The organism is Mesorhizobium sp. B2-8-5 (genome assembly GCF_006440675.2).
In the GTDB taxonomy this organism is placed as follows: domain Bacteria; phylum Pseudomonadota; class Alphaproteobacteria; order Rhizobiales; family Rhizobiaceae; genus Mesorhizobium.
The window spans coordinates 4426440-4448863 of the sequence record NZ_CP083951.1 but is presented as its reverse complement, the minus strand read 5'-3'; the positions used below and the strand labels follow the sequence as shown (position 1 = coordinate 4448863).

The following is a 22424-nucleotide window of genomic DNA, read 5'->3' as shown; positions in this document are numbered from 1 at the left end:
GATCAGTCCGCCAGCAGGATGATGTCTTGAGCGTTGCATGAAACCGGGATCGTGTCGCCTGCCTGAACGGTGGCAGAAGCGGGAGCCTTGGCGATGAACTGCAATGCCGGGTCCAGCATCGAGGTGGCCAGCACGCGCTTGAAGCTGCCCTGGAAGACGACATCGCCGACCTTGGCCGTGCCCAGCGTGACATCGCTTTTTACTTCGCCGAGAACCAGGTGCTCGGGCCGAATGGCGAGCGCGACCGGGGCGCCGGCAGACGACGCGCCAGGCAGTGAAATCGCCCCGACTGCGGTCGAGGCCGTGACGATCCCGTTCTTCGCCTCGGTCACGGTGCCTGCAAGGATCGTGCTTTCTCCCATGAATGTGGCCGAGAAGCGTGTCGCCGGCCGCGCATAGACCCGCTCGGGCGGGCCTTCGTCCTCGATGCGTCCGTCATTCATCACCACGCAATGGTCGGCCAGCGCCATCGCTTCTTCCTGGTCGTGGGTGACATGGATGAAGGCGGTGCCGACGCGCTTCTGGATCGCCTTCAACTCGTCCTGCATCTGCCGGCGCAGCTTCAGGTCCAGCGCGCCGAGCGGCTCGTCGAGCAGAAGCACCGCAGGCTCGATGACTAGCGCGCGGGCGAGCGCCACGCGCTGGCGCTGGCCACCGGAAAGCTGATGCGGCTTCTTGTCGAAGGCGGCCGCCAGCCCGACAAGCGCAAGTGCCTCGCGCGCCTTCGCCGCTCGGGTCGCGCCGTCGACGCCTTGCATGCGCAGCCCGAAGCCGACATTGCCGCCGACGCTCATATGCGGAAACAGCGCATAGTCCTGGAACACGGTGGTCGTCGGGCGCTTGGCCGGCGGCACCGCGGTGCAATCCTGGCCACGAATGAAGATCTTGCCCTCGCTTGGATTGACGAAACCGCCGAGGATCGAAAGCAGCGTCGTCTTGCCGGAACCGGACGGGCCGAGCAGGATCGTATAGCTGCCGGGCTCGATCGCCAGCGAGACGTTCTTCAGCACCGGGAGCTGGCCGAAGCGGTGCGAGACGTTGCGGATGTCGACCAAGGGCGCGCTCATGCCGGCTTTCTCCGCAACAGCGTCAGTTCGAAAAACACCACCAGGACGATGGAGACGGCAAAGACCAGCGAGCCAACGGCATTGGTCTTGGGATTGAGGCCGGAGCGCAGGAGGTTCCAGATTTCCACGGGCAGCGTCGTCTCGAAACGGGTGAGCAGGAAGGAGATGACGAACTCGTCCCAGGAGAAGGTCATCGACAGGAAGAAGCCTGCGAAGATTGCCGGCGCCATCACCGGCACGGCGATCATCAGCAGCACCTTCCACTCGGCGGCGCCGAGGTCGCGCGCGGCGCGCTCGATGTTGATCTGGTGATCGCCCATCTGGCTGTAGATGATGGCGAAGCAGAGCGGCAGGTTGATCACGACATGGCCGATGCCGGCCGCAAGCAGCGATTTCGGCACGCCGGCCCAGTTGAACAGCACAAGCAGGCCCATGCCGATGATGAGGTAGCTGACGGTGAGCGGCAGCGTAATCAACCCGCGCAGGATGGCCGAGCCCGGCAGCACGAAGCGCGCGAAGCCCCAGGCCGACAGAAAGCCGAGCGTGACCGAAGCAAGCGAGGAGAGCACCGCCACCAGCAGCGAATTGAACAATGCCGAGGTGAGCTTCGCGTCGGACAGCACCGCCTGGTACCAGCGCAGCGATGGGCCGGTGAATGGCGGGATGGGGAAGGAGGTCGCCTGCAGCGAAAACAGCACAAGCACGACCACCGGCAGGAAGATGAAGCCGTAGACGGCGATGGCGTAGACCCAGGCGGCGAGGCGGACGGCGGCGCGCATGATTAGGCCCGCTCGATCTTCAGCCAGCGCGCGCAGGCGAGATAGGCGATGGTGACGACGGCCATCAGGATGATCGACAGCGCGGAGGCCAGCGGGAAATCGCCGCGGCGGCCGATCTGCATCATGACGAGCTGCGGCATGAGCAGCTCGTTGTTGCCGCCGAGTATCTGCGGCGTGACGTAGTCGCCGATGCAGAGCACGAAAGTCAGAAAGGCGCCGACCATGATGCCCGGCAAGGTGAGCGGCAGCACGACATGCAGGAAGGTGCGCACCGGTCTCGCGCCGAGATCGGCGGCCGCCTTGCGATAACTCGGGCTGAGCTGCTTGAGATTGGCGAAGATCGTCAGCGTCAGAAGCATGACGAAGAAATGCACGAAGCCGGTGACGGTAGCGAAGCGCGTGTTGGCGAGCTGGAGCGGTTCGCCGATCAGGCCGATGCCGGTCAGCGCCCGGTTGATGACGCCGTTCTGCGCCAGCACCAGCAGCCAGGAATAGGAGCGCACGACATAGGAGGTCCAGAACGGCAGCACGGCCAGCATTAGCGCCAGCCGCTGCCACCGTTCCGGCACCATCTCGGCAAGGATCCAGGCAAAGGGATAGGCGAGCAGGATCGAGATCACGGTGACGATTGCCGTGACCTCCAGCGAGTTGACCATCGCCCGCCAGTAGGACGGGTCGGTGAAGAACTGGCTGTAATTGGCCAAAGTGAAGCCGCCGCCTTCATGCGCCGTGAGGCTGGAAAACCCCATGGCGATGAAGGGCAGCACGAAGAATGCACACGTCCATGCCAGCGCCGGCGTGACCAGCGCCCAGGGCAGGGCACGCGAATTGTTTCCCGCGGATGCCATCGGCCGATTTACTGCGCCTGCAGCATCTCGGTCCACATGTCCTGCATCTTCTTGTCGAGATCGGCGTTCGGCGCCGGATAGGCCTGGGCGCGGGCGAGGAAGCCGGGCTGCTCGTCGAAGCGCAGGATCTTCTTCTGATCGTCGCTCAGCGCCGCCTTCTTGTTGGACGGCATCCCCCAATAGCAGGAAGAGGTTGCAAGCCGCGCCTGGCCTTCCGGGCTCATGATGTACTGGATAAATTTCAGCGCCATGTCCTTGTTCTTGGAATCCTTGAACATGGCGAGCGACTGCGACCACAGCACAGCACCCTCTTTCGGGATAGAGAAGTCGAGCGCCGGGTTCTCCTTGGCAAGGCCGGCCGTCACCCATTCGCCGCCGCCGACCAGAATGTCGACTTCGCCGGTGGCTAACGCGGTCTGGCTGGCGGTGACTTCGCCGACGAGCTTGGCATTGGCCTTCATCTTGAGAAGCTCGGCCTTGAGCGCCGGCAGGTCGGCTTCGGTGAGGTCGGCGGTCTTCTTGCCGATGGCCAAAGCGGCCATGCCGATCACCGGCAGGTAATAGTCGTAGATCGCGACCTTGCCCTTGTATTTGTCGCTGGTGAGCGAGGCCAGCGACTGCATGTCGGCCGGATCGACCTTGGTCTTGTTGAAGCCGATCGTGTTGTAGCCGAACTTTTCGGTGATGCCGTAGCGCTTGCCGTCGACGACGGTGGACTTGTCCATCTTCACTTCCGGGAAGAGGTCGGCGAAGGGCAATTTGTCCTCAGGCAGCGGCTCGAACAGGCCCTTTTCGACGCCACGCGGCACGTCGATGCTATCGATCACCATCACATCCCAGTCGCCAGGCTGCGACTGCTCGACGATTGCGAGACCTGCACCGGTGCCCTCGAACTCCTTGACGTTGACCTTGACGTTGTTGGCCTCCTCGAAGGGCTGCAGCAGCGCCGGATCGGAATGGTCGCACCAGATCAGCGCGTTGAGGTCGGCGGCCTGGGCGCCGCCGGCCGCGAGCAGCAATGCGGCTGTCGCGCAGGCGGCTGAAAGATGAGATTTCAGAATGGAAAGCGGATTCCGGACATTGACGGTCATCGAGTGTTCTCCCTGCCTTTGCTGGCTTGTTGGAAGAAAAGTTGAACCAATTCTAAAATTGAGTCAATTATGATTTGTGGCAGAGAGGCTGGTATGAGCGGATTGCGCGAACGGCAGAAGGCGGACCGGCACCGCCGCATCATCGATGCGGCGACGGCGCTTTTCCGCGAGGCCGGCTATGAAGGCGCCAAGATCGAAGCGATCGCCGCACAGGCCGAGGTCTCGATCGGCACCATCTACAACTACTACCAGAACAAGGGCGACATCCTCGGCGCCATCGTTTCAATGGAAGTCAACGAGGTGCTGAATGCGGGGCGAGGGGTGGTCGCCAGCCCCCCGGCCAATGTCGGCGACGCGCTGGACACGCTGATCGGCATCTATATCGAGCACTCGCTGAATTATCTGAGCAAGGAGATGTGGCGTCAGGCGATGGCGATCTCGACCCAATTGCCCGACAGCCCCTTCGGCCAGGCCTACACCGCGCTCGACCGCGCGCTAACCGAACAAATAAGCGCCCTGATGGCGCGGCTGCAGGAGATCGGCCTCGTGCGGCCGGACATCGACGGGCCGGCGGTGGGAGAGTTGATTTTCAACAACATGAACATGATGTTCATCGAGTTCGTCAAGCGCGACGAAGCGAGGATACCGGAGCTGCGCGCGGCGGTACGAAGGCAGAACCGGATTTTGGTGTCGGCGATTGGGGTGTGAGCCCTCAGGAAAGGTCCCGGCATGCAAGGTTCGCTTGATGAGCGGGCGCTAATCGAGTTTCAGGATGCGCCCCTTGTCGAGACGGAATATTCCGTCATTGCCCCCCTGGGACTCAAAATCGGTCTGCAAATCGTCCCATGTGCCGAGATATTGCCCGCAATCAGCGCACCTGATTGGCGTTGAAGGCTGGGCGTCGGCCGGGATCTGGAGGCGGATCGTCCCGCAAAAGGGGCACTCCAAAAGGTGATCCAGATATGCGCCTGCCATTGTCTTCATTCAGGGAACCTCGGCGTCGAATTCAACCGCAAATCCTGCGTCGATCGCGGCTCGAGCGATGTGATCGCCAAGTTGCCAATCCGTCAGCTCGCAGAGTGGGAACATCTCTCTCACGGCATGGACAGAGTCGGCGATCGAAATGCTCGTGTCGTCGACCTTATCGATCAGGTAACGGACAATCGCCTGCCGAACGTCCGACGAAATGGCTGTCTGGGCGATCGTGAGCATCTCCGACCCTACGAATGGAGCCGCATTTCCTCGCCCTCGGCCATCGTTGCGTCGAAGGCCACGGGAATGCCGTGAACGATGCAGGCCGCCGCCAACATACCCTCCAACTCGTGGTCGCTGGTTCTGCAGGCAGGCATAAGTGTCCGGATGGCGCGGATTGCCTGTGAGATGGAAAGGAACCGGGCTCGACCCCTGGAAAGGACATAGGCCTCGGTCGCCTTTTCAACCGTGACGCTGTGAAAAGCGTTGGTCATTGCGAGTTCCTCCCTGAACCCAAACCAACGTGATTTACGCCCTATTTTCAGCGGCCATCAAGCATATGTACGCTTCCGGACAATCAGCCGGAGACAACGTCGAAATGGCGTTGCTCTTCCTCGCCATAGGCACCGTGCGTGAGCTTAATCAGTCCGCTGCGATCGACGATCGTGATCTCGCCGCGTCTGGCTTGGACCAGCCCCCTATATTCAAGCATTTGCAGGGCCGTTGTGACCCCTGGGCGCCGGGCGCCAAGCATGGTCGCCAGAAATTCGTGCGTCAGGTAAATCTTGCTTCCTGAAGAGCGATCGTGGACCATGAGCAGCCACCGAGCCAGTCGCTCCTCGATCTTCGAGTGGCCGTTGACCAGCGCGGTCCGGGAGGCCTGGATGAGGAAGGCGTTGGCATAGCGAAGCAACGATCGGCCAAGGGTCGGGCTTTTTGCGAGAGCCGCGCGAAGATTTTCAACCGGCAGGCACCAGCCCTGGCCAGCGATCTGAATATAGGTCTCGTTGGGAGAGCTCTCCTGGCCGAGAATGACCGTAACACCCGTCATACCATCGTGGCCGATGATGCCGACTTCGCTTTGGCGCCCCCTAGTCATGGTAGCGACTACCGAAGCGATCCCCGTCTCGGGAAAATACACCTGCTCTATCGGCTGATAGGCGACCTCTAGCTGTTCTCTGATGCCCAGTTCGACGTGATGCATCGACGGCTGCAAGAGGGCGAAATCGTCACGGGCGAGGGATTTCAGTACGTGGTTGCGAAAAGTGGATTGAGGCATGGCTCTTCTCCCGTTGCGGGCAAGAGCACTTTCCTCTCACTGTCGGCTGCATCCGTACGTGCCTGGCGGCCGATATCGAAAGCATAGGCTTCGGACGGCCGATTAGCAACGACGCTCGCTTGCATGCCAAACTTTGCATGCCGGATTTCGCATCGTTTCGCTTGATGATTTGCGCGAGTGTCACAAGCCTTGGCTAGGGCGGCACGTTACCCCTGCGTATACCCCTTAACCCCCGGCGTTGAAAAAGATAGCGGCTTTGCAAAGTGTTAGGCGATTGAACGAGCCCGCCAGCTCAAGTGCCGCGTTTAGATTTGCGGGGAAGACTGACTTTCTGGTGCCCCCGGCAGGGATCGAACCCGCGACCTTCGGTTTACAAAACCGCTGCTCTACCAGCTGAGCTACAAGGGCATGGCGCTCCGGTAGCATATTTCGTGCGCCAGTAAAGACAAAACTCCGTTTCGGCTTGCTAATGGATCCGGCGCTAAGCCGGCATGCTGAAAAGCGTCGCGCCGCTTCCTACATCTTGCTCAGGTGCAATCGCATCGAACGGGGTGCCGCATGATCAGATTCGTCATCATCCTGCCGCTCATCGTCGTGACCTGGCTGCTGCTGGTAAAGGTCGTCAGCGATCTGAAGAAGGCCAATATCGACTGGACCGGCGTCGCCACCTTCGTCGGCTTTATCGTGCTGGCCTTCTGGCTGAGGCATGTCACGGGGATGGGATAGAGTGAGTAGTCAGTAGTCGATAGTGAGTAGTGAGTATTTGTCGCCAGCCCTGCAGGCTCCTACCGCCTACCGACTACTCACTCGATCCTTCGAACCTTTTGCCGCTTCGCCACGACTGATCTCCCGAGAGGCGAATGGTCGCCTCGATCAAGGATCCAGGAGATCATCATGTTGAAGCGTACCCTTACGTCCGGCCTCGTCGCCGTTTTCGTTGCCACCGGCGCGCTCGCCGCCACGGTCGAAACGTCCTCGGCCCATGGCAATCATCATCATCACCACCATAACCATCATCACCACAATCATCACGGCAAGCCCTGGTGGTGGCACCACAATCATCACCACCACCACGGCAAGGTGATCATCTTCCTTTGACGAGAAGACCATTTGTCTTCGAAGGGCGGCCTCGGGCCGCCCTTTTTTGCATTTCGGGCGATCGGCAGTCGGAGGCGGAGAAAGGCCGCAAAAATCGTCGGCGAAAAAATCTCGAAAATCTTCGAACCTTTTTTCGGCTTGCTGCGACCCATGATCAAGAGGCGGATGGTTCGCCTCTCCACCGAAACCCAGGAGATCGTCATGTTCAAGCGCACCATCGTTTCCGGCCTCATCGCCACCACCGTCGCCGCCGGCTCGCTCGTCGGCACCGTCCAGCCTTCGGCCGCCCACGACCATCATCACCGCCGCGAACTCGGCATCGGCATCGCCGCCGGCGTCGGCGGTTTCGTGCTCGGCAGCCTGCTCGCCCAGCAGCCCCGTACGGTCTATGTCGAAGACGACGGCTACGACTCGATCCACGTCCGCCGCTGCTACGCCCGCTACGCCAGCTACGACGAGCGCTCCGACACCTATATGAGCTACGACGGCCCGCGTTATTGCAGGCTCTAAGGGGAGCCAAATCAACGACAGGAAAAGGGGCTGTACGCGCCCCTTTTCTTGCGTTCGAGCACTACGCATCCGCCCGTTTGGTTTGAGGCGGACAGCGTTCTTAGGAATTGGGTTTCAGCTCGGGCAACGCCAATCCCGCCATGCGGCAGGCGCCGCTGACTGAAGCGTCGTTTATCGCGACGAGTTCAAAGCTGTTTCCGGCATCGGGATAAATCTTGCCGATGAACGGTTCGCTGCCGCCAGGAGAGCCCTTGTCGTCGACATAGCCGCACACCACGGTCTCGTCGCGGCCGTTCAGCGTGCGCTCTCCGGCAAGCATCGTTCCGAACTTTGCGGCGAGAGGGCTTTTCAGGTGCTGGCGGACGCCGGCGGTGATGATCTCCTCCAGGGCCAGTGAAATCGGAATAGGATCGACCTGTGGTTTGCTGCTAGGGCTGCCGACGGGTGCTGTCGGCGGCGGTGTCGTCGCCACGCATCCGCAAAGCGAGGCGGCGGATAGGAGATAAGCTGTTTTCCGCATCCATGCCCTTTCGCATGCATTCAAACGCCGCGGCAAGACAGCCCTGCGTCCGGCTCGGCAGTGGCCGGCCGGCTCTTGCGCAGCAACCACCGATGTACAGCGATTTTGCAAGCGTCTAGTCTGGCTTGGACGCCAATCGAGGGGAGGGTGGCTTGGACAATCAGGATCCCAAGGAAGAACGGGTCGAACCGGTTTTCCGCAACGGCACCATCACCATCGTCGGCATTCTGCTGGCGTTCTCGCTAGGCTTCATCACCCATTGGGCGGCCAACCCGATCCCATGGCAGACCTACCATCTGATTGCCGTCCTGCCGATCCTGGTCGGCATTGCGCTGCAGATCCGGGCTCTGGCCATTCTGCTCGACATCAAATCCCTGCAGCGAAGCATTCATGACCGCGCCAGTCGCATATTCATCGCCGGCCTCATCTTGGCGGCCTGTGGCGTCGGCCTGGCCATCCTGCTCGATTTCTTCGACATATCGGCCAAGAGCGCTTTGCCGGGCGCTTCCTAGTCAGAACGCTTTGCCGCCGCCGATCATCTTCGTCACTTCGACCGCGGCGTCGCGCACCAGCGGACCGATCTCGGCCAGTCGCTCGGGCGTGACCCGCACCGTTGGCCCGGACACCGAAACGCCGCCGATCGGCTCGCCATACTCGTTGAAGATGGCGGCGGCCACGCAGCGCATGCCGGGATGGCGTTCCTCGTCGTCGACCGACCAGCCGCGACGCTTGATGGTCGCGAGGTCATGCGCCAGCGCCGAAATGTCGGACAGCGTCTTGTCGGTATAGCGCTGCAGGCCCGCCTTGCGCAGGATGGCCGCGACCCGTTCCGGCTCGAGATGCGCCAGCACCGCCTTGCCGATTCCGGAAGCATGGAAGGGGCTGCGCGTGCCCGGCCGGAAGAAGGCGCGGATCGCCTGGTGCGTCTCGACCTGGCTGACGAAGACGACGCAATCGTCCTCGGCGACGCCGAGATTGGCCGTTTCGCCGGTCTTTTCCATGAGTTCCTGCATGACGATGCGGGCGCGGTCGACGAGCTTGCGCCGGCGCAGGAAGGCCGCGCCCATGCGGTAGGTCTCAACGCCGACCGACCAGAGCTGGTCGGTCGTATCGAACTCGACCATGCCGTGGTTTTCCAGTGTCGTCAGCATGCGATAGGCGGTGGAGGCGGCAATGCCGCTTTGCGCCGCGATTTCGCTGAGCGACAGCCCGCTGGCCTCGGCGACAATCGCGAGGATCCGCAGCGCCCGGTCGAGCGACTGCACCGACGCCGTTTCGGATGGGCCGTTGAAGGCGCGCGGCCGGCCGCGCTGGCGTTTTTCCGTCGTTTCCATGCGTCATTCTCGCCGATTTGCCGCCGGATGCAATGAAAAAGTTTTTCAGTGATCGTCGCGGTGGATTTTCTGGAAAACGAAAAACAAAATAAAATCAGCTAACAAGAGGGGTTTTCTAGAAATGAAAAAATATTCTGAAAAAATTGAAAAATCGAAGGCGCACTGGCATTGTCAAGCCAACCAACGAAATGGAGGCTTGTCATGGCCAGGATGCGTGCTGTCGACGCAGCGGTCCTCGTTCTCGAAAAGGAAGGCATCACCAATGCCTTCGGCGTGCCCGGCGCGGCGATCAACCCGCTCTATTCGGCACTGAAGGCGCGCGGCACCATACGCCACGTGCTCGCCCGCCATGTCGAGGGCGCTTCGCATATGGCCGAAGGCTATACGCGCGCCAAGGCCGGCAATATCGGGCTGTGCATCGGCACCTCCGGTCCGGCCGGCACCGACATGATCACCGGCCTCTATTCGGCCTCGGCGGATTCGATCCCGATCCTCTGCATCACCGGCCAGGCGCCGCGCGCCCGTCTCAACAAGGAGGATTTCCAGGCCGTCGACATCGCTTCGATCGCAGCACCCGTCGCCAAATGGGCGGTCACCGTCATGGAGCCGTATCTGGTGCCGATGGCGTTGCAGAAGGCGTTCCACCTGATGCGCTCCTCGCGGCCCGGGCCGGTGCTGGTCGACCTGCCGGTCGACGTGCAGCTTGCCGAAATCGAATTCGACATCGACGCCTATGAGCCGCTCGCTCCGTTCAAGCCGGCGATGACGCGCACCCAGGCCGAAAAGGCGCTTTCGATGCTCAACGAAGCGGAAAAGCCGCTGATCGTCGCCGGAGGCGGCATCATCAACGCCGACGCTTCCGATCTTTTGATCGAGTTCGCCGAAGTCACCGGCGTGCCGGTCATCCCGACGCTGATGGGCTGGGGCGCGATCCCCGACGACCATCGGCTGATGGCCGGCATGTGCGGCCTGCAGACCTCTCACCGCTACGGCAACGCGACGATGCTGGCGTCCGACTTCGTCTTCGGTATCGGCAACCGCTGGGCCAACCGCCACACCGGCTCGGTCGACGTCTACACCAAGGGCAAGAAATTCATCCATGTCGACATCGAACCCACCCAGATCGGCCGCGTCTTCGCGCCGGATCTCGGCCTCGTCTCGGATGCGGGCGCCGCGCTGAAGATCCTGCTCGACGTCGCCACCGAATGGCGCACCGCCGGCAAGCTGCGCGACTGGTCGGGCTGGGCCAAGGAGTGCCAGCAGCGCAAGAAGACGATGAAGCGCAAGACGCATTTCGAGCAGGTGCCGCTGAAGCCGCAGCGCGTCTATGAGGAAATGAACAAGGCGTTCGCCCGCGACACCACTTATGTCACCACGATCGGCCTGTCGCAGATCGCCGGCGCGCAGTTCCTGCACGTCTACAAGCCGCGCAACTGGATCAATTGCGGCCAGGCCGGCCCGCTCGGCTGGACGCTGCCGGCGGCACTTGGCGTGCGCGCCGCCGATCCGGACCGCGACATCGTCGCGCTCTCCGGCGATTACGACTTCCAGTTCATGATCGAGGAACTGGCCGTCGGCGCGCAGCACAAGCTGCCCTACATCCACGTCGTCGTGAACAACGCCTATCTCGGCCTGATCCGCCAGGCGCAGCGGGGTTTTTCGATGGACTACGAGGTGAGCCTCGCCTTCGAGAACGTCAACCGTGCAGGCGATCCGGAGGCGGGCTACGGCGTCGACCATGTCGCGGTCGCCGAGGCGATGGGCTGCAAGGCGGTCCGCGTGAAGAAGCCCGAGGAATTCGCCGGCGCCTTCAAGGAAGCGCAGCGGCTGATGAAGGAGCACCAGGTTCCGGTCGTCCTCGAATTCATCCTCGAGCGCGTCACCAACATTTCCATGGGCACGGAAATCGACAAGATCACCGAATTCGAGGAACTTGCCGAACGCAACGAGGATGCGCCGACGGCCATCATGATGTTGGATTGAGTTTCAGGCGGGCGAAGGAGAAAAAGCATGCCGCGTTTTTCAGCCAATCTTTCGATGCTCTTCGGCGAGCATGAGTTCCTCGACCGTTTCGACGCCGCGGCCCGCGCCGGCTTCAAGGGCGTCGAATATATCGGCCCCTATGATCATGCGCCGGACGTCGTCGCGGCTTGCCTGAAGAAGAACGGCCTCAGCCAGGTTCTCTTCAACCTGCCGACCGGCGACTGGGCGAAGGGCGAGCGCGGCATTGCCGTGCTGCCGGACCGCGTGCCGGAATTCCGCCAGGGCGTCGCCAAGGCGATCAGCTACGCCCATGCGCTGGGCTGCGAGCAGATCAACTGCCTGGCCGGCATCGCGCCGCAGGGGGCTGACCGCACGGTGTTGGAGAATGTCTTTGCCGACAATCTCGCCTTCGCGGCCGAGAAGCTGGAGCAGGCCGGGATCAGGCTGCTGATCGAGCCGATCAACACCCGCGACATACCGGGCTTCTTCCTCAACTTCAGCGACCAAGCGCTGGCGCTGATGGACCGCATCGGCTCGAAGAATATCTTCCTGCAATACGACATCTATCACATGCAGATCATGGAGGGGGATCTCGCCCGTACCATCGAGGCGAACCTCGGCCGCATCGCGCATATCCAGCTTGCGGACAATCCCGGCCGTCACGAGCCGGGGACGGGCGAGATCAACTATCCTTTCCTCTACGACCACATCGACCGCCTCGGCTATTCCGGCTGGATCGGCGCCGAGTACAAGCCGAAGGCCGGCACGGAATCCGGGCTCGGTTGGTTCCGCGAATTCGCCGGGCAGGGAAGCGCCGCGGCTTAAGAGCCGGCGATGAAACAGCTGATCTCCCCCCTCGTGGGGGAGATGGCCGGCAGGCCAGAGAGGGGCGCGAAGGAACGCGACCTCGACAAACACGACGGAGAACTTTCATGGAAACCATCGGTTTCATCGGTCTCGGCATCATGGGCGCGCCGATGGCGGGGCACATTCTCGACGCCGGCTACAGGGTCATTGCCAGCGATCACCGCTCCAAGCCGCCGGCCGATCTCTTGGCCAAGGGCCTGAAGACCGTTTCCGGCCACAATGCGGTGGCCAAGGCCGCCGACATCATCGTTACCATGGTGCCTGACACCCCGCAGGTCGCCGACGTGCTGTTTAGCGAGAACGGCGTTGCCTCCGGTCTGTCGAAGGGCAAGCTCGTCATCGATATGAGCTCGATCTCGCCGATCGCGACCAAGGAATTCGCGAAAAAGATCAATGAGCTCGGCTGCGATTACCTCGACGCGCCGGTATCTGGCGGCGAGGTCGGCGCCAAGGCGGCGTCGCTGACCATCATGGTCGGCGGCGAGGAAGAGCCATTCGAACGCGCCAGGCCGGTGTTCGAGAAGATGGGCAAGAACATCACGCTGGTCGGCCCGAACGGTGTCGGCCAGACCACCAAGGTCGCCAACCAGATCGTCGTGGCGCTCACCATCGAAGCCGTCGGCGAGGCTCTTGTCTTTGCCTCCAAAGCCGGCGCCGATCCGGCCAAGGTCAGGCAGGCGCTGATGGGCGGGCTCGCCGCTTCGCGCATCCTCGAAGTGCATGGCGAGCGCATGATCAAGCGCACCTTCGCGCCGGGCTTCCGCATCGAACTGCACCAGAAGGACCTCAATCTGGCGTTGGAAGGCGCCAAGGCGCTGGGCGTGTCGCTGCCCAACACTTCAACGACACAGCAGCTGTTCAATTCCTGCGCCGCCAATGGCGGGTCCAGCGAAGATCACTCGGCGCTGGTCAGGGCGCTGGAGCGGATGGCGGCGCATGAGGTTGGCGCGGAAGCAACGCAAGCCAAGGGCAAGGCGGCTTAGGTCAGGAGCGGGCGGCTCAACGTTCCCACGCCGCCTGCTCTTTTCCTGTCAGAGAACGGGTTCCTGCGTCGTCGCTGGGACCCGTTTTCGCTTCGATGCCCCGGCCTCGAGGCGCGCTCAGCGCTTCAGGAATACGTTTGCCGCATAGAGGCTGATCGCTGCCGCGTTCGATACGTTGAGCGAGTGGATGGCGCCCGGCATGTCGAGGCGAGCGAGCGCGGCGACCGTCTCTCGGGTCTTCTGGCGCAGGCCCTTGCCTTCGGCGCCCAGCACCAGCGCGATCTTTTCGCCGTCGAAGGTCTTTTCCAGCTCTGCCGGCCCTTCGGAATCGAGTCCGATGGTCTGGAAGCCGGCCTCGTGCAACTGACCCAGCGCATCGGCGAGGTTCTTCACCTCGATCTGGTCGATATGCTCCAGCGCGCCGGAGGCGGATTTGGCCAGCACGCCGGATTCCTGCGGGCTGTGGCGGGCGGTTGTGATCAGCGCGCCGGCGCCGAAGGCGACCGCGGAGCGCAGGATCGCGCCGACATTGTGCGGGTCCGTCACCTGGTCCAGCACCAGCACCAGCTTTGTGTCGCCGAGCGCGTCGAGGCGCTTGGCCTTGAGCGGCTCCGCCTCGATCAGCACGCCCTGGTGCACGGCGTCGGACCCGGTGATCCTGTCGATGTCCTTCGGTTCGACCAGCTCGGCCTTGAAGGGCAGGGCGGCAAGGTCGTCGATCGAAAGCCGCTCGGCTGCGTTGCGGGTCACCAGCATCTGCCTGATCCTGCGGCGCGGATTGTCGAGCGCGGCCCGCACCGTGTGCAGGCCGTAAAGCCGCACCAGTCCGTCGGCGGGCGCGTCGCCCGGCTGCATCGGCTGGCGCGGCCGGAATGCCGGCGGCCCGCCCGCTTTCTGGTCGCGGTGCGCGCGCCTCAGCTTGGCGTAGTGGGTGTCCTTGCGCGTGCCGGGTTTGTTGCTTTTATCGTCGCTCATGGCGGCTTCTATAGCCGTCCCGTCCGGCTAAGGATATGGGCTGAAGACATGAATGCCGGACATCCTCGAAAAACCCTCGCCGCGCCGGTTGACACCCACCGGCCTTGCCGCCATAAGGCGCTTCGCTGATTTCGGAGAAGATCTTACTCGGGCTTCGGATCGGCGAAAATGCCTCGTTGCATGGCTCCGGCGGCAGACTGGAGAGGTGCCCGAGTGGTTAAAGGGGACGGACTGTAAATCCGTTGGCTTAGCCTACGTTGGTTCGAATCCAACCCTCTCCACCACTGCCGGCCCGGAAGCCCTGAAACGAAAAGTCTCGGACCGAAAGTGCATGGCGCTTTTCGGGTGAATCCGGTACCTCAGTGCAGGGCGCGGGTATAGCTCAGTGGTAGAGCAGCAGCCTTCCAAGCTGAATATGCGGGTTCGATTCCCGCTACCCGCTCCAGATTTTCCTCCTCGCATCCCCCAAAGAAAACGCCGCGCGCCGTGGCACGCAGCGTTTCCATCTTATCCAGCCGTTTAGCTGTTGAAGGCCGAGGCGACCTGATGGTTCTGCGGCACCTGGCCGTTCGGCGTCAGCTTGTCGACGATGCCGGGCAGCGCCGTGGAGAGCTGCTGCAGCAGTTCCTGCTCGTTCATACCGGTGCGCTGCGCGATTTCGCGGATCACCGCCGGGCCGAGCGCCGAGCCGAGATCGCCCGGGTTGATCGACTGGTTCTGGCCGGTGCCGACCCACGAGTCGGCGACGTTGCCATGGCCGGCATTCTTCAGCTTGTCGAGCAGGCCGCCGAGACCGCCGAGCAGGCCGCCATCGGCGGACGCGTCGGTTCCCGCGGGCGTCGGCGCCGGCGCTTGCGGCGTGGCCGCCTCTTCGCTTCTGCCGCTCAGCATCTTGCCGACCAAAAGCGCGCCGAGCGCGATCATCAGGGGTTTGGTGATATTGCCGCCCGGAACGGCGTTGTCGAAAAGGCCCATAGTGGATCTCCTTGTCCAGCCAAGTCCGCCCGGCCCCACAATGGCGCAAACGGACGGAATTTCAAGCTGTCTTGAGCTTTTGACAATCATATGACCATGATGGCGCGGCGGGGAAATTTGGAGGGAAATTATGGGCATTATCAGCTGGATCATTCTGGGCATCGTTGCCGGCTTCATCGGCAGCAAGATCGTCAACAAGACCGGTCAGGGCATGATCATGGATATCGTGCTCGGCATCGTCGGCGCCATTGTCGGCGGCGTTATCTTCAGCGCGTTCGGCGCGTCGGGCGTCACCGGCCTCAACATCTGGAGCTTGATCGTCGCTGTGATCGGCTCGGTCGTCGTGCTCTGGGCCTATCACCAGATTTCCGGCAAGCGCACGCTGTAGAGGCAAGCAAAGCCGCATTTGACCGGCTGCTGAAGGTCGACCCATTCCGGGTCGACCTTGGTTGGACTCGTGTCGTCAGGCGACCATCGCCAGCCGGCGTTTTCTTTCGTCGAGCGAGACGATGGCGAGGCCGCTGGCCATCACCAGCAGGATGCCGCAGACGGCGAGCGCGTTGGGAAACTGGCCGAACACCAGCAGTCCCGAAATAACCGCCCAGACGGTGAAGCAGTAATAGAAGGGCGCGACCGCGCTTGTCGGCCCGACCCGGTAGGCCATGAAGATGAAGAAATGGCCGAAGATCAGGAACAGGCCGGCGCCGGCGATCAGGAGCAGATGATGTCCTTCCGGCATCACCCATTGCTCGGAGACGAGATGCGCCGCGCCTGAGCCGACCAGCACCACCACGATAGCCGAGATGGCGACGATCATGCCCGGCACCTCGGCGTCCACCTTGCGCCCGGCAAGGTCGCGCACCGCCGCGAAGGCGGCGTTGCCGAGCGCGAGCAGCGCATAGACCGAAATGCCTTGCATGGTCGGCTGCGCCACCATGAGCGCTCCGACAAAGCCAAGGCCGATCAGCGCCATGCGCGTGGCGCCGATCTTTTCGCCGAACAGCATCGAGGAGCCGACCAGCACGATGAGCGGCGTGACCTGCCCGAGCGCGGTGGAATCCGCGATCTGCATGTTGGCCAAGGCGACGACATAGCAGAGGATCGCCAGAAGCTCGAACAGGTTGCGGCGCAGCACCTTGCGCTCGAAGAGCAGCGGGATCTGCCTTGCGTAGCCAAGCATCAGAAGCAGCGGCACGCCCCACAGCGTGGCGGCCGCGCCGCGCAGAAGGAGCACTTCATAGGGCGGCAGTCCGGCGGTCGCGAGCTTCATCATCGTGTCGTTGACGAGGTAGGACCCCGTCGAGACGGTCATGAACAGCGGACCGCGGATGTTTGCTGGAATGAACTGCATCCGGCGAACAAGATCAGAGCGGCGCGCCGGCGGCAATGGGCCAGCCCGGAGCCTTTGATTTTACGCGCGGCGCCCCTATATCCGCGCCATATCCCACTGAAATCGACCGTTGGTTCGGGTCGAGCGGGAATCCGCTCAGCCACAAGGCACTTGTGTTTTTCGGCCGTTGTCGCTAATCGCCCCGCATTCGACTGAACTGAAGGTCAAGGCCGTCCAAGGAAAGAGACTATGGCAAAAGGTAAATTCGAGCGCACCAAGCCGCATGTGAACATTGGCACGATCGGCCACGTCGATCATGGCAAGACGTCGCTGACGGCGGCGATCACGAAGTATTTTGGCGAATACAAGCGCTATGACCAGATCGACGCGGCGCCGGAAGAGAAGGCGCGCGGCATCACGATCTCGACGGCGCATGTCGAGTATGAGACGGCCAACCGTCACTATGCCCATGTCGACTGCCCCGGCCACGCCGACTATGTGAAGAACATGATCACCGGTGCCGCGCAGATGGACGGCGCGATCCTGGTCGTGTCGGCGGCCGACGGCCCGATGCCGCAGACCCGCGAGCACATCCTGCTTGCCCGCCAGGTCGGCGTTCCCTCGATCGTTGTGTTCCTGAACAAGGTCGACCAGGTCGACGACGCCGAGCTTCTGGAACTGGTCGAGCTCGAGGTTCGCGAGCTTCTGTCGAAGAACGAGTTCCCCGGCGACGACATTCCGATCGTCAAGGGCTCGGCGCTGGCTGCGTTGGAAGATTCCAACAAGACCATCGGCGAGGACGCCATCCGCGAGCTGATGGCCCAGGTCGACGCCTACATCCCGACACCGGTTCGTCCGCTTGACAAGCCGTTCCTGATGCCGATCGAGGACGTGTTCTCGATCTCGGGCCGCGGCACGGTGGTGACCGGCCGCGTCGAGCGCGGCATCGTCAAGGTCGGTGAGGAACTGGAGATCGTCGGCATCCGTCCGACCACCAAGACGACCTGCACGGGCGTGGAAATGTTCCGCAAGCTGCTCGACCAGGGCCAGGCCGGCGACAACATCGGCGCGCTCTTGCGCGGCGTCGACCGTGAAGGTGTGGAGCGCGGCCAGGTTCTGGCCAAGCCCGGCACGGTGAAGCCGCACAAGAAGTTCGTTGCCGAAGCCTACATCCTGACCAAGGACGAGGGCGGCCGTCACACGCCGTTCTTCACCAACTACCGTCCGCAGTTCTACTTCCGCACGACGGACGTGACGGGCATCGTGACGCTGCCGGCCGGCACCGAGATGGTGATGCCCGGCGACAACATCACCGTCGACGTCGAGCTGATCGTGCCGATCGCCATGGAAGAGAAGCTGCGCTTCGCCATCCGTGAAGGCGGCCGCACTGTCGGTGCCGGCATCGTCGTCACCATCAAGGAATAATCGATCCGGCACTTGCCGGTTCGACACGGAAAGGGCGGTCTTCGGGCCGCCCTTTTGCTTTGGAGTGGCATCGCGCGGCCCTTTTCAATTCTGTTGCAAGCCCCGTCCCCGCAACTAGTATGGGTTGTACCCGAGGGGCTTGCCAGACGTGGTTTCGACATTCCGTTCAAAGACCATGCGGTGTTGGCGCGGGCTGCTTCGGCTGGGATTGGCCGCTGCCGCAGGGCTGGCCGCGCTCAGCGCCGCCGCAAAGGAAACGCCCGCGGACTACGGTCCGGCGATGCGCTTCGTCGTCGTGCGCAGCAGCGCGCCGGGCTGCGAGCCGAACTGCCCGGAATGGATTTCCGCCGAAGGCACGATCGAGGCCGGCACGCCGGCGCAGCTGAGACGTCTGCTGAAGACGCTCGGCGGAAGGCCACTGCCGATCGTCGTCAATTCTCCCGGCGGCAATGTCGATGCCGCGCTGCAGCTTGGCCGCATGGTCCGCAAGAACAAGCTCGATATCGCGGTCGGCATCACGGAGTTTTCCGGCTGCTCGCCGGGGATGAAGAACTGCCTGGACAATGGCCGCAAGGGCCAGCCCTATTCCGGCGTCGCTTATGACAGCGGCGCGATGTGCAATTCGGCCTGTCCGCTGATGTTTGCCGGCGGCATCCGCCGCGTGGTCGGCGAATGGGCCTATCTCGGTGTGCATCAGATCACCACCACCTACCAGCGCGAGAAGCTGCTCTACCGCACGACCTATCGGATCGTGAACGGCAAGAAGAAGATCGTCAGCACCAGGATCGTCAGCCGCAAGAACGCCGGCAGCTACAAGACCTATGAGATGAGCAGGACGGTCGAGAAGCGGCTGTCGGCCTATTTGAAGGAGATGGGTGTCGAACAGGGCGTGCTGGGCGTGATGAAGGCGACGCCTGCCAGCGACATCAGGCAGATCGAGCCCGAAGACATGCTGGAGATGAAACTCGTCACCAGTCTCGATTCGCTCGACCTGCTGACCGAGAGAACCATCTGCCAGCGCAATCCAGCGCCAGCGAATTGTCGCGAGGTTCCCGCGAACGGCGTGCCTGCCGCGGTCGCGGCCGTCGAAGCCGGGCCTTCACCCATTGCGCCGGTTCCCGCGCCGGCGCCGCAGGCCCGCGAACAGGAGATGCGCTTCGTTCTTGTTCGCGGCAGCAATCCGCTTTGCAATCCCGATTGTCCGGAATGGATTTCGGCGGAAGGCACGATCGCCGCAGGTACGGCTGACAAGCTCCGCCAACTGCTCGATACGATCCGCGAGCGCCGGTTACCGGTCGTAATCAACTCGCCGGGTGGAGATGTGCAGGCTGCGCTTGCCGCGGGCAGGCTGATCCGCGAGCGCGGGTTGGATGTCGCAGTCGCCCGAACGGATTTTCTCGATTGCGATCCGGGCGCAGTGGGGTGCGTCGCGGCGGACGGTCTCCATGCCGGGCTCACCATCGATGCAGGCGCCGAATGCGACGCGGCTTGCGCGGTGATGATCGCCGGCGGCGTCCGGCGCCTGGTTGGCGCCGGTGCGCATTTTCTGGTGCATTCCATGGGCATGGAAGACAAGGTCAGGGCCTACCTCGACGAGATGGCGGTCGGCTCGGGCTTTTTCGTCGCCATGCAGTCGGCCGAATATGCGAAGCACAGGGAACTCAGCCGGGACGAACTGAAGACATTCGGGCTGACAACCGGGCCGCAATCGGTCGACGCGCTGACGGGCGCCACCATTTGCAGATCCGCGCCCAGGCCGGACAATTGCCGGGTTCTTCCGGCCGCCGATGCCGAGGCGAAGGCGCCAGCGAAGCTGTAGAGCAATTCCAGGAAAAGTGTTTACGGTTTTCCGTCCGGAATTGCGTAAACAAAGGAGATAGCGCGTACTGGCCATCGAGGCAGGTTGAGCGGGGCAGGGCGCTGCCACTATCCTGCTCGTGCTTTTATACACAGTGGAGGAGCGGCGATGAGCGAGGACATCCCGACTTTATATGCGTGGGCCGGTGGCGGCGAGGCGCTGAACCGGCTGACCCGGACCTTTTATGACAAGATGGCTGCGGATCCGGTCGTCGGGCCGGTATTCAGGCACATGTCGCCGGATCACCCGGCGCATGTCGCCGCCTTCATCGGCGAAGTCTTTGGCGGGCCGAAGACCTACAGCGAGAAACATGGCGGCCATCGCGAAATGGTGATGCATCACCTTGGCAAGCACCTGACCGAGGAACAGCGCCGCCGCTGGATCAATCTCCTTGCCGACGCGGCGGACGAGGTCGGCCTGCCGGACGACCCCGAATTCCGCTCCGCCTTCATAGGCTATGTCGAATGGGGATCGCGGCTGGCGAAGATGAACTCTAATCTGGGCGAGACCTGCGATCCCGAGACCGAGCCGATGCCGGCCTGGGGCTGGGGCGTGCCGGGCGGACCTTATAAGCCGGCGGCCGGGAAATCTTAAAGAGCGGGCGCGCCCGCGATCGATTGCTGGCAGCCATGCAATTCAGATTTCCGGCAAAGGGTCCAAAACCGCTACCGAGTGCTCTTTACAGAGTGCCCGGAAGCTTTTAGGAAGCGCCTGCGCCGAACAAGCGCATGCACGGGCATAGCTCAGTTGGTAGAGCGGCGGTCTCCAAAACCGCAGGTCGTAGGTTCGAGCCCTGCTGCCCGTGCCATTTCTCCAAACGGCAAAACAAAGCTCTTCCGGTTGAAAATCGGCGGGTGGCTTGCCATATGATGGGAATTGGGGCATAAGCCCCGCATAGCCGGGACGGGACGACTGGATGGTTCCGAGGCGGCGTTAGGACATAAAGCGGACCCTTGCCACTTGCGTGGATTAAGAATCGGTTTTATGTAGACAAGACAGACACGCGACGCGTGGAGCTGGGAAGCCGGCTTTACGCGTCTGATTTGCGTGGGTGAAATAGCGGCGCTGATTCGCGCCGTATAGAGCCCAGGCGGCACGTCCCGGTCAGCGGGATCATCCAGGAGGCCCGGCCAACGGGTCTTGAAACAGGCGGCACATGGCTTCGAAAACCACTAATCCCTTCACCTTTCTCCAGCAGGTTCGCGCGGAGACGGCCAAGGTGACATGGCCTTCGCGGCGCGAAACCATGATCTCGACCGTGATGGTCCTGGTGTTCGCGGTGATCGCGATGCTGTTCTTCTTCGCTGCCGATATTCTGATGGGCTACGCGATCGAGTGGATCCTGGGTCTCGGACATTAATTCGGCGGTTTACGGAGAGGTCGTGAAATGACTGCACGGTGGTATATCGTCCACGCCTATTCGAACTTCGAGAAGAAGGTCGCCGAGGACATCGAGAACAAGGCCAAGCAGAAGGGCCTGTCCGGCGATATCGAGCAGATCGTCGTGCCGACCGAGAAGGTCGTCGAGATCCGCCGTGGCCGCAAGGTCGATGCCGAGCGCAAGTTCTTCCCGGGCTATGTGCTGTTGAAGGCCAATCTGACCGATGCCGTGTTCTCGCTGGTCAAGAACACGCCGAAGGTCACCGGTTTCCTGGGCGACTCCAAGCCCGTGCCGATCACCGAGACCGAGGCGCAGCGCATCCTGAACCAGGTTCAGGAGGGCGTCGAGCGGCCGAAGCCTTCGGTCACCTTCGAGATCGGCGAGGCGATCCGCGTTTCGGACGGTCCGTTCGCGTCGTTCAACGGCGTCGTCCAGGAAGTGGACGAGGAGCGTGCCCGCCTCAAGGTGGAAGTTTCGATCTTCGGGCGCGCCGTGCCCGTCGATCTGGAATTCGGACAGGTCGAAAAGGGCTGATCCGTACACCCGCGCCGGAAGGCGTTGGTACACCCGCGCCGCGAGGCGTCGGGAGCGGCGGCAGACGCCGCATGAACGGGTGGGAGGCGAAGGTGGCACAGCCGGCCGCCGGAACCGCACCACCAGACTGCAACCGCCGGCGTTGCCCGAGAATGGGGCCGGCATGAGAAAAGGCAGGAATAGAGATGGCTAAGAAAGTTGCAGGCCAGCTCAAGCTCCAGGTTGCCGCGGGCTCGGCCACGCCGTCGCCCCCGATCGGCCCGGCGCTTGGTCAGCGCGGCATCAACATCATGGAATTCTGCAAGGCGTTCAACGCACAGACCCAGGAGCTCGAGAAGGGATCGCCGATCCCGGTCGTCATCACCTACTACCAGGACAAGTCGTTCACCTTCGTCATGAAGACGCCGCCGGTGAGCTATTTCCTGAAGAAGGCAGCCAACCTGAAGTCGGGCTCCAAGGAGCCGGGCAAGGTCAAGGCTGGCACGATCAGCCGCGACAAGGTGCGCGCGATCGCAGAGCAGAAGATGAAGGACCTGAACGCAAACGACGTCGAGGCGGCCATGCGCATGGTCGAGGGTTCCGCCCGCTCGATGGGCCTGGAAGTGGTGGGCTAAG

The 22424-nt window shown here is 62.6% G+C and carries 27 protein-coding genes and 4 tRNA genes; 18 read left to right on the top strand and 13 right to left on the bottom strand.

Translation table 11 applies throughout. From position 1 onward, the window contains the following. Nucleotides 1-2 precede the first annotated feature (2 nt). From FJ430_RS21700 to FJ430_RS21685, 4 genes are read right to left on the bottom strand one after another with little or no spacing between them, the layout of a single operon-like run. Nucleotides 3-1067, bottom strand: coding sequence for an ABC transporter ATP-binding protein (locus FJ430_RS21700; RefSeq protein WP_140707633.1), 1065 nt, complete (start codon nucleotides 1065-1067; stop codon nucleotides 3-5). Continuing rightward, nucleotides 1064-1846: an ABC transporter permease gene (locus FJ430_RS21695; protein ID WP_140707635.1), complete on the bottom strand. Its 783-nt coding sequence runs from the start codon at nucleotides 1844-1846 to the stop codon at nucleotides 1064-1066. Before FJ430_RS21695 ends, FJ430_RS21700 begins: the two co-directional genes overlap by 4 nt. Nucleotides 1847-1848: 2 nt before the next feature. Further along, on the bottom strand, nucleotides 1849-2694 hold the full coding sequence (locus tag FJ430_RS21690) for an ABC transporter permease (protein ID WP_140707637.1): 846 nt from the start codon (nucleotides 2692-2694) through the stop codon (nucleotides 1849-1851). Between the two features lie 8 nt (nucleotides 2695-2702). Continuing rightward, nucleotides 2703-3785: a spermidine/putrescine ABC transporter substrate-binding protein gene (locus tag FJ430_RS21685; RefSeq protein ID WP_140707639.1), complete on the bottom strand. Its 1083-nt coding sequence runs from the start codon at nucleotides 3783-3785 to the stop codon at nucleotides 2703-2705. A gap of 93 nt (nucleotides 3786-3878) precedes the next feature. Between FJ430_RS21685 and FJ430_RS21680 the strand changes: the two genes are divergently transcribed. After that, nucleotides 3879-4493: a TetR/AcrR family transcriptional regulator gene (locus FJ430_RS21680; protein ID WP_140657589.1), complete on the top strand. Its 615-nt coding sequence runs from the start codon at nucleotides 3879-3881 to the stop codon at nucleotides 4491-4493. Nucleotides 4494-4769: 276 nt separating this feature from the next. Here the strand turns inward: FJ430_RS21680 and FJ430_RS21675 are convergent, their stop codons facing one another. The 4 genes from FJ430_RS21675 to FJ430_RS21660 form a co-directional block, all read right to left on the bottom strand. Beyond that, nucleotides 4770-4997, bottom strand: a complete 228-nt coding sequence (locus tag FJ430_RS21675; RefSeq protein WP_140707641.1) for a hypothetical protein — start codon at nucleotides 4995-4997, stop codon at nucleotides 4770-4772. 8 nt (nucleotides 4998-5005) lie between these two features. After that, nucleotides 5006-5251: a hypothetical protein gene (locus FJ430_RS21670; RefSeq protein ID WP_140657593.1), complete on the bottom strand. Its 246-nt coding sequence runs from the start codon at nucleotides 5249-5251 to the stop codon at nucleotides 5006-5008. An 83-nt stretch (nucleotides 5252-5334) separates the two neighbouring features. After that, a complete protein-coding gene (locus FJ430_RS21665; RefSeq protein ID WP_140707643.1) occupies nucleotides 5335-6036 on the bottom strand; it encodes a Crp/Fnr family transcriptional regulator in 702 nt (233 codons plus the stop codon). 332 nt (nucleotides 6037-6368) lie between these two features. After that, a tRNA-Thr gene (locus FJ430_RS21660) sits at nucleotides 6369-6444 on the bottom strand. A gap of 150 nt (nucleotides 6445-6594) precedes the next feature. On the opposite strand from FJ430_RS21660, the gene FJ430_RS21655 reads away from it, so the two are divergent. The 3 genes from FJ430_RS21655 to FJ430_RS21645 all read left to right on the top strand — a co-directional run bounded on the left by FJ430_RS21655 (nucleotide 6595) and on the right by FJ430_RS21645 (nucleotide 7644). After that, a complete protein-coding gene (locus tag FJ430_RS21655; protein WP_095767587.1) occupies nucleotides 6595-6762 on the top strand; it encodes a hypothetical protein in 168 nt (55 codons plus the stop codon). A 168-nt stretch (nucleotides 6763-6930) separates the two neighbouring features. Then, complete coding sequence (locus FJ430_RS21650; RefSeq protein ID WP_140707645.1) at nucleotides 6931-7134, top strand: hypothetical protein; 204 nt, start codon at nucleotides 6931-6933, stop codon at nucleotides 7132-7134. 201 nt (nucleotides 7135-7335) lie between these two features. Next, nucleotides 7336-7644 carry a BA14K family protein gene (locus tag FJ430_RS21645; protein ID WP_140646966.1) on the top strand — a complete coding sequence of 103 codons (309 nt, stop codon included), beginning with the start codon at nucleotides 7336-7338 and terminating at the stop codon, nucleotides 7642-7644. Between the two features lie 100 nt (nucleotides 7645-7744). Here FJ430_RS21645 and FJ430_RS21640 read toward each other — a convergent pair whose 3' ends face one another. After that, on the bottom strand, nucleotides 7745-8116 hold the full coding sequence (locus FJ430_RS21640; RefSeq protein ID WP_226891821.1) for a hypothetical protein: 372 nt from the start codon (nucleotides 8114-8116) through the stop codon (nucleotides 7745-7747). Nucleotides 8117-8316: 200 nt separating this feature from the next. On the opposite strand from FJ430_RS21640, the gene FJ430_RS21635 reads away from it, so the two are divergent. Further along, nucleotides 8317-8676 (top strand): hypothetical protein, encoded by a 360-nt coding sequence (locus FJ430_RS21635; protein ID WP_140646967.1) that lies wholly within the window; start codon nucleotides 8317-8319, stop codon nucleotides 8674-8676. On the opposite strand, the gene bhcR is transcribed toward FJ430_RS21635, so the two are convergent. Then, the gene (gene bhcR, locus FJ430_RS21630; RefSeq protein ID WP_140707648.1) at nucleotides 8677-9498 is read right to left on the bottom strand and encodes an HTH-type transcriptional regulator BhcR; all 822 of its coding nucleotides are present in this window, start codon (nucleotides 9496-9498) and stop codon (nucleotides 8677-8679) included. 201 nt (nucleotides 9499-9699) lie between these two features. Between bhcR and gcl the strand changes: the two genes are divergently transcribed. The 3 genes from gcl (at nucleotide 9700) to FJ430_RS21615 (ending at nucleotide 13331) form a co-directional block, all read left to right on the top strand. After that, on the top strand, nucleotides 9700-11481 hold the full coding sequence (gene gcl, locus FJ430_RS21625) for a glyoxylate carboligase (protein WP_140707650.1): 1782 nt from the start codon (nucleotides 9700-9702) through the stop codon (nucleotides 11479-11481). A gap of 27 nt (nucleotides 11482-11508) precedes the next feature. Beyond that, a complete protein-coding gene (gene otnI / locus FJ430_RS21620; RefSeq protein ID WP_140707652.1) occupies nucleotides 11509-12306 on the top strand; it encodes a 2-oxo-tetronate isomerase in 798 nt (265 codons plus the stop codon). A 107-nt stretch (nucleotides 12307-12413) separates the two neighbouring features. After that, nucleotides 12414-13331 (top strand): 2-hydroxy-3-oxopropionate reductase, encoded by a 918-nt coding sequence (locus FJ430_RS21615; protein WP_140707654.1) that lies wholly within the window; start codon nucleotides 12414-12416, stop codon nucleotides 13329-13331. Between the two features lie 117 nt (nucleotides 13332-13448). Here FJ430_RS21615 and FJ430_RS21610 read toward each other — a convergent pair whose 3' ends face one another. Next, nucleotides 13449-14306, bottom strand: coding sequence for a TrmH family RNA methyltransferase (locus FJ430_RS21610; protein ID WP_140707656.1), 858 nt, complete (start codon nucleotides 14304-14306; stop codon nucleotides 13449-13451). A gap of 199 nt (nucleotides 14307-14505) precedes the next feature. Here FJ430_RS21610 and FJ430_RS21605 point away from each other — a divergent pair. Continuing rightward, nucleotides 14506-14590, top strand: a tRNA-Tyr gene (locus tag FJ430_RS21605). 87 nt (nucleotides 14591-14677) lie between these two features. After that, nucleotides 14678-14751, top strand: a tRNA-Gly gene (locus FJ430_RS21600). A 74-nt stretch (nucleotides 14752-14825) separates the two neighbouring features. Here the strand turns inward: FJ430_RS21600 and FJ430_RS21595 are convergent. Then, entirely contained in the window at nucleotides 14826-15281 is a 456-nt protein-coding gene (locus FJ430_RS21595) for a YidB family protein (protein WP_140646973.1), read from the bottom strand. A gap of 130 nt (nucleotides 15282-15411) precedes the next feature. On the opposite strand from FJ430_RS21595, the gene FJ430_RS21590 reads away from it, so the two are divergent. After that, nucleotides 15412-15669, top strand: coding sequence for a GlsB/YeaQ/YmgE family stress response membrane protein (locus tag FJ430_RS21590; RefSeq protein WP_027170387.1), 258 nt, complete (start codon nucleotides 15412-15414; stop codon nucleotides 15667-15669). Between the two features lie 75 nt (nucleotides 15670-15744). Here FJ430_RS21590 and FJ430_RS21585 read toward each other — a convergent pair whose 3' ends face one another. Further along, nucleotides 15745-16632 carry a DMT family transporter gene (locus FJ430_RS21585; protein WP_140707658.1) on the bottom strand — a complete coding sequence of 296 codons (888 nt, stop codon included), beginning with the start codon at nucleotides 16630-16632 and terminating at the stop codon, nucleotides 15745-15747. A gap of 228 nt (nucleotides 16633-16860) precedes the next feature. Between FJ430_RS21585 and tuf the strand changes: the two genes are divergently transcribed. The 7 genes from tuf (at nucleotide 16861) to rplK (ending at nucleotide 22423) form a co-directional block, all read left to right on the top strand. Further along, entirely contained in the window at nucleotides 16861-18036 is a 1176-nt protein-coding gene (tuf, locus tag FJ430_RS21580) for an elongation factor Tu (protein WP_140646975.1), read from the top strand. 175 nt (nucleotides 18037-18211) lie between these two features. Next, nucleotides 18212-19855: a hypothetical protein gene (locus FJ430_RS21575; RefSeq protein ID WP_413467882.1), complete on the top strand. Its 1644-nt coding sequence runs from the start codon at nucleotides 18212-18214 to the stop codon at nucleotides 19853-19855. A 147-nt stretch (nucleotides 19856-20002) separates the two neighbouring features. After that, nucleotides 20003-20488 (top strand): group II truncated hemoglobin, encoded by a 486-nt coding sequence (locus tag FJ430_RS21570; protein ID WP_140711221.1) that lies wholly within the window; start codon nucleotides 20003-20005, stop codon nucleotides 20486-20488. A 138-nt stretch (nucleotides 20489-20626) separates the two neighbouring features. Beyond that, nucleotides 20627-20702 (top strand) — tRNA-Trp (locus tag FJ430_RS21565). A 348-nt stretch (nucleotides 20703-21050) separates the two neighbouring features. Then, entirely contained in the window at nucleotides 21051-21254 is a 204-nt protein-coding gene (gene secE / locus FJ430_RS21560) for a preprotein translocase subunit SecE (protein ID WP_027170383.1), read from the top strand. 27 nt (nucleotides 21255-21281) lie between these two features. Further along, the gene (gene nusG / locus FJ430_RS21555) at nucleotides 21282-21809 is read left to right on the top strand and encodes a transcription termination/antitermination protein NusG (RefSeq protein WP_140545994.1); all 528 of its coding nucleotides are present in this window, start codon (nucleotides 21282-21284) and stop codon (nucleotides 21807-21809) included. 185 nt (nucleotides 21810-21994) lie between these two features. Continuing rightward, a complete protein-coding gene (gene rplK / locus FJ430_RS21550) occupies nucleotides 21995-22423 on the top strand; it encodes a 50S ribosomal protein L11 (protein ID WP_095765524.1) in 429 nt (142 codons plus the stop codon). The last annotated feature ends 1 nt before the right edge of the window (nucleotide 22424 follow it).

What these genes read in the sequence shown, in the direction of transcription:
- FJ430_RS21700 (WP_140707633.1), bottom strand. Translation starts at nt 1,067, where the DNA reads ATGAGCGCGCCCTTGGTCGACATCCGCAACGTCTCGCACCGCTTCGGC.
- FJ430_RS21695 (WP_140707635.1), bottom strand. Translation starts at nt 1,846, where the DNA reads ATGCGCGCCGCCGTCCGCCTCGCCGCCTGGGTCTACGCCATCGCCGTC.
- FJ430_RS21690 (WP_140707637.1), bottom strand. Translation starts at nt 2,694, where the DNA reads ATGGCATCCGCGGGAAACAATTCGCGTGCCCTGCCCTGGGCGCTGGTC.
- FJ430_RS21685 (WP_140707639.1), bottom strand. Translation starts at nt 3,785, where the DNA reads ATGACCGTCAATGTCCGGAATCCGCTTTCCATTCTGAAATCTCATCTT.
- FJ430_RS21680 (WP_140657589.1), top strand. Translation starts at nt 3,879, where the DNA reads ATGAGCGGATTGCGCGAACGGCAGAAGGCGGACCGGCACCGCCGCATC.
- FJ430_RS21675 (WP_140707641.1), bottom strand. Translation starts at nt 4,997, where the DNA reads ATGCTCACGATCGCCCAGACAGCCATTTCGTCGGACGTTCGGCAGGCG.
- FJ430_RS21670 (WP_140657593.1), bottom strand. Translation starts at nt 5,251, where the DNA reads ATGACCAACGCTTTTCACAGCGTCACGGTTGAAAAGGCGACCGAGGCC.
- FJ430_RS21665 (WP_140707643.1), bottom strand. Translation starts at nt 6,036, where the DNA reads ATGCCTCAATCCACTTTTCGCAACCACGTACTGAAATCCCTCGCCCGT.
- FJ430_RS21655 (WP_095767587.1), top strand. Translation starts at nt 6,595, where the DNA reads ATGATCAGATTCGTCATCATCCTGCCGCTCATCGTCGTGACCTGGCTG.
- FJ430_RS21650 (WP_140707645.1), top strand. Translation starts at nt 6,931, where the DNA reads ATGTTGAAGCGTACCCTTACGTCCGGCCTCGTCGCCGTTTTCGTTGCC.
- FJ430_RS21645 (WP_140646966.1), top strand. Translation starts at nt 7,336, where the DNA reads ATGTTCAAGCGCACCATCGTTTCCGGCCTCATCGCCACCACCGTCGCC.
- bhcR (WP_140707648.1), bottom strand. Translation starts at nt 9,498, where the DNA reads ATGGAAACGACGGAAAAACGCCAGCGCGGCCGGCCGCGCGCCTTCAAC.
- gcl (WP_140707650.1), top strand. Translation starts at nt 9,700, where the DNA reads ATGGCCAGGATGCGTGCTGTCGACGCAGCGGTCCTCGTTCTCGAAAAG.
- otnI (WP_140707652.1), top strand. Translation starts at nt 11,509, where the DNA reads ATGCCGCGTTTTTCAGCCAATCTTTCGATGCTCTTCGGCGAGCATGAG.
- FJ430_RS21615 (WP_140707654.1), top strand. Translation starts at nt 12,414, where the DNA reads ATGGAAACCATCGGTTTCATCGGTCTCGGCATCATGGGCGCGCCGATG.
- FJ430_RS21610 (WP_140707656.1), bottom strand. Translation starts at nt 14,306, where the DNA reads ATGAGCGACGATAAAAGCAACAAACCCGGCACGCGCAAGGACACCCAC.
- FJ430_RS21595 (WP_140646973.1), bottom strand. Translation starts at nt 15,281, where the DNA reads ATGGGCCTTTTCGACAACGCCGTTCCGGGCGGCAATATCACCAAACCC.
- FJ430_RS21590 (WP_027170387.1), top strand. Translation starts at nt 15,412, where the DNA reads ATGGGCATTATCAGCTGGATCATTCTGGGCATCGTTGCCGGCTTCATC.
- FJ430_RS21585 (WP_140707658.1), bottom strand. Translation starts at nt 16,632, where the DNA reads ATGCAGTTCATTCCAGCAAACATCCGCGGTCCGCTGTTCATGACCGTC.
- tuf (WP_140646975.1), top strand. Translation starts at nt 16,861, where the DNA reads ATGGCAAAAGGTAAATTCGAGCGCACCAAGCCGCATGTGAACATTGGC.
- FJ430_RS21575 (WP_413467882.1), top strand. Translation starts at nt 18,212, where the DNA reads ATGCGGTGTTGGCGCGGGCTGCTTCGGCTGGGATTGGCCGCTGCCGCA.
- FJ430_RS21570 (WP_140711221.1), top strand. Translation starts at nt 20,003, where the DNA reads ATGAGCGAGGACATCCCGACTTTATATGCGTGGGCCGGTGGCGGCGAG.
- secE (WP_027170383.1), top strand. Translation starts at nt 21,051, where the DNA reads ATGGCTTCGAAAACCACTAATCCCTTCACCTTTCTCCAGCAGGTTCGC.
- nusG (WP_140545994.1), top strand. Translation starts at nt 21,282, where the DNA reads ATGACTGCACGGTGGTATATCGTCCACGCCTATTCGAACTTCGAGAAG.
- rplK (WP_095765524.1), top strand. Translation starts at nt 21,995, where the DNA reads ATGGCTAAGAAAGTTGCAGGCCAGCTCAAGCTCCAGGTTGCCGCGGGC.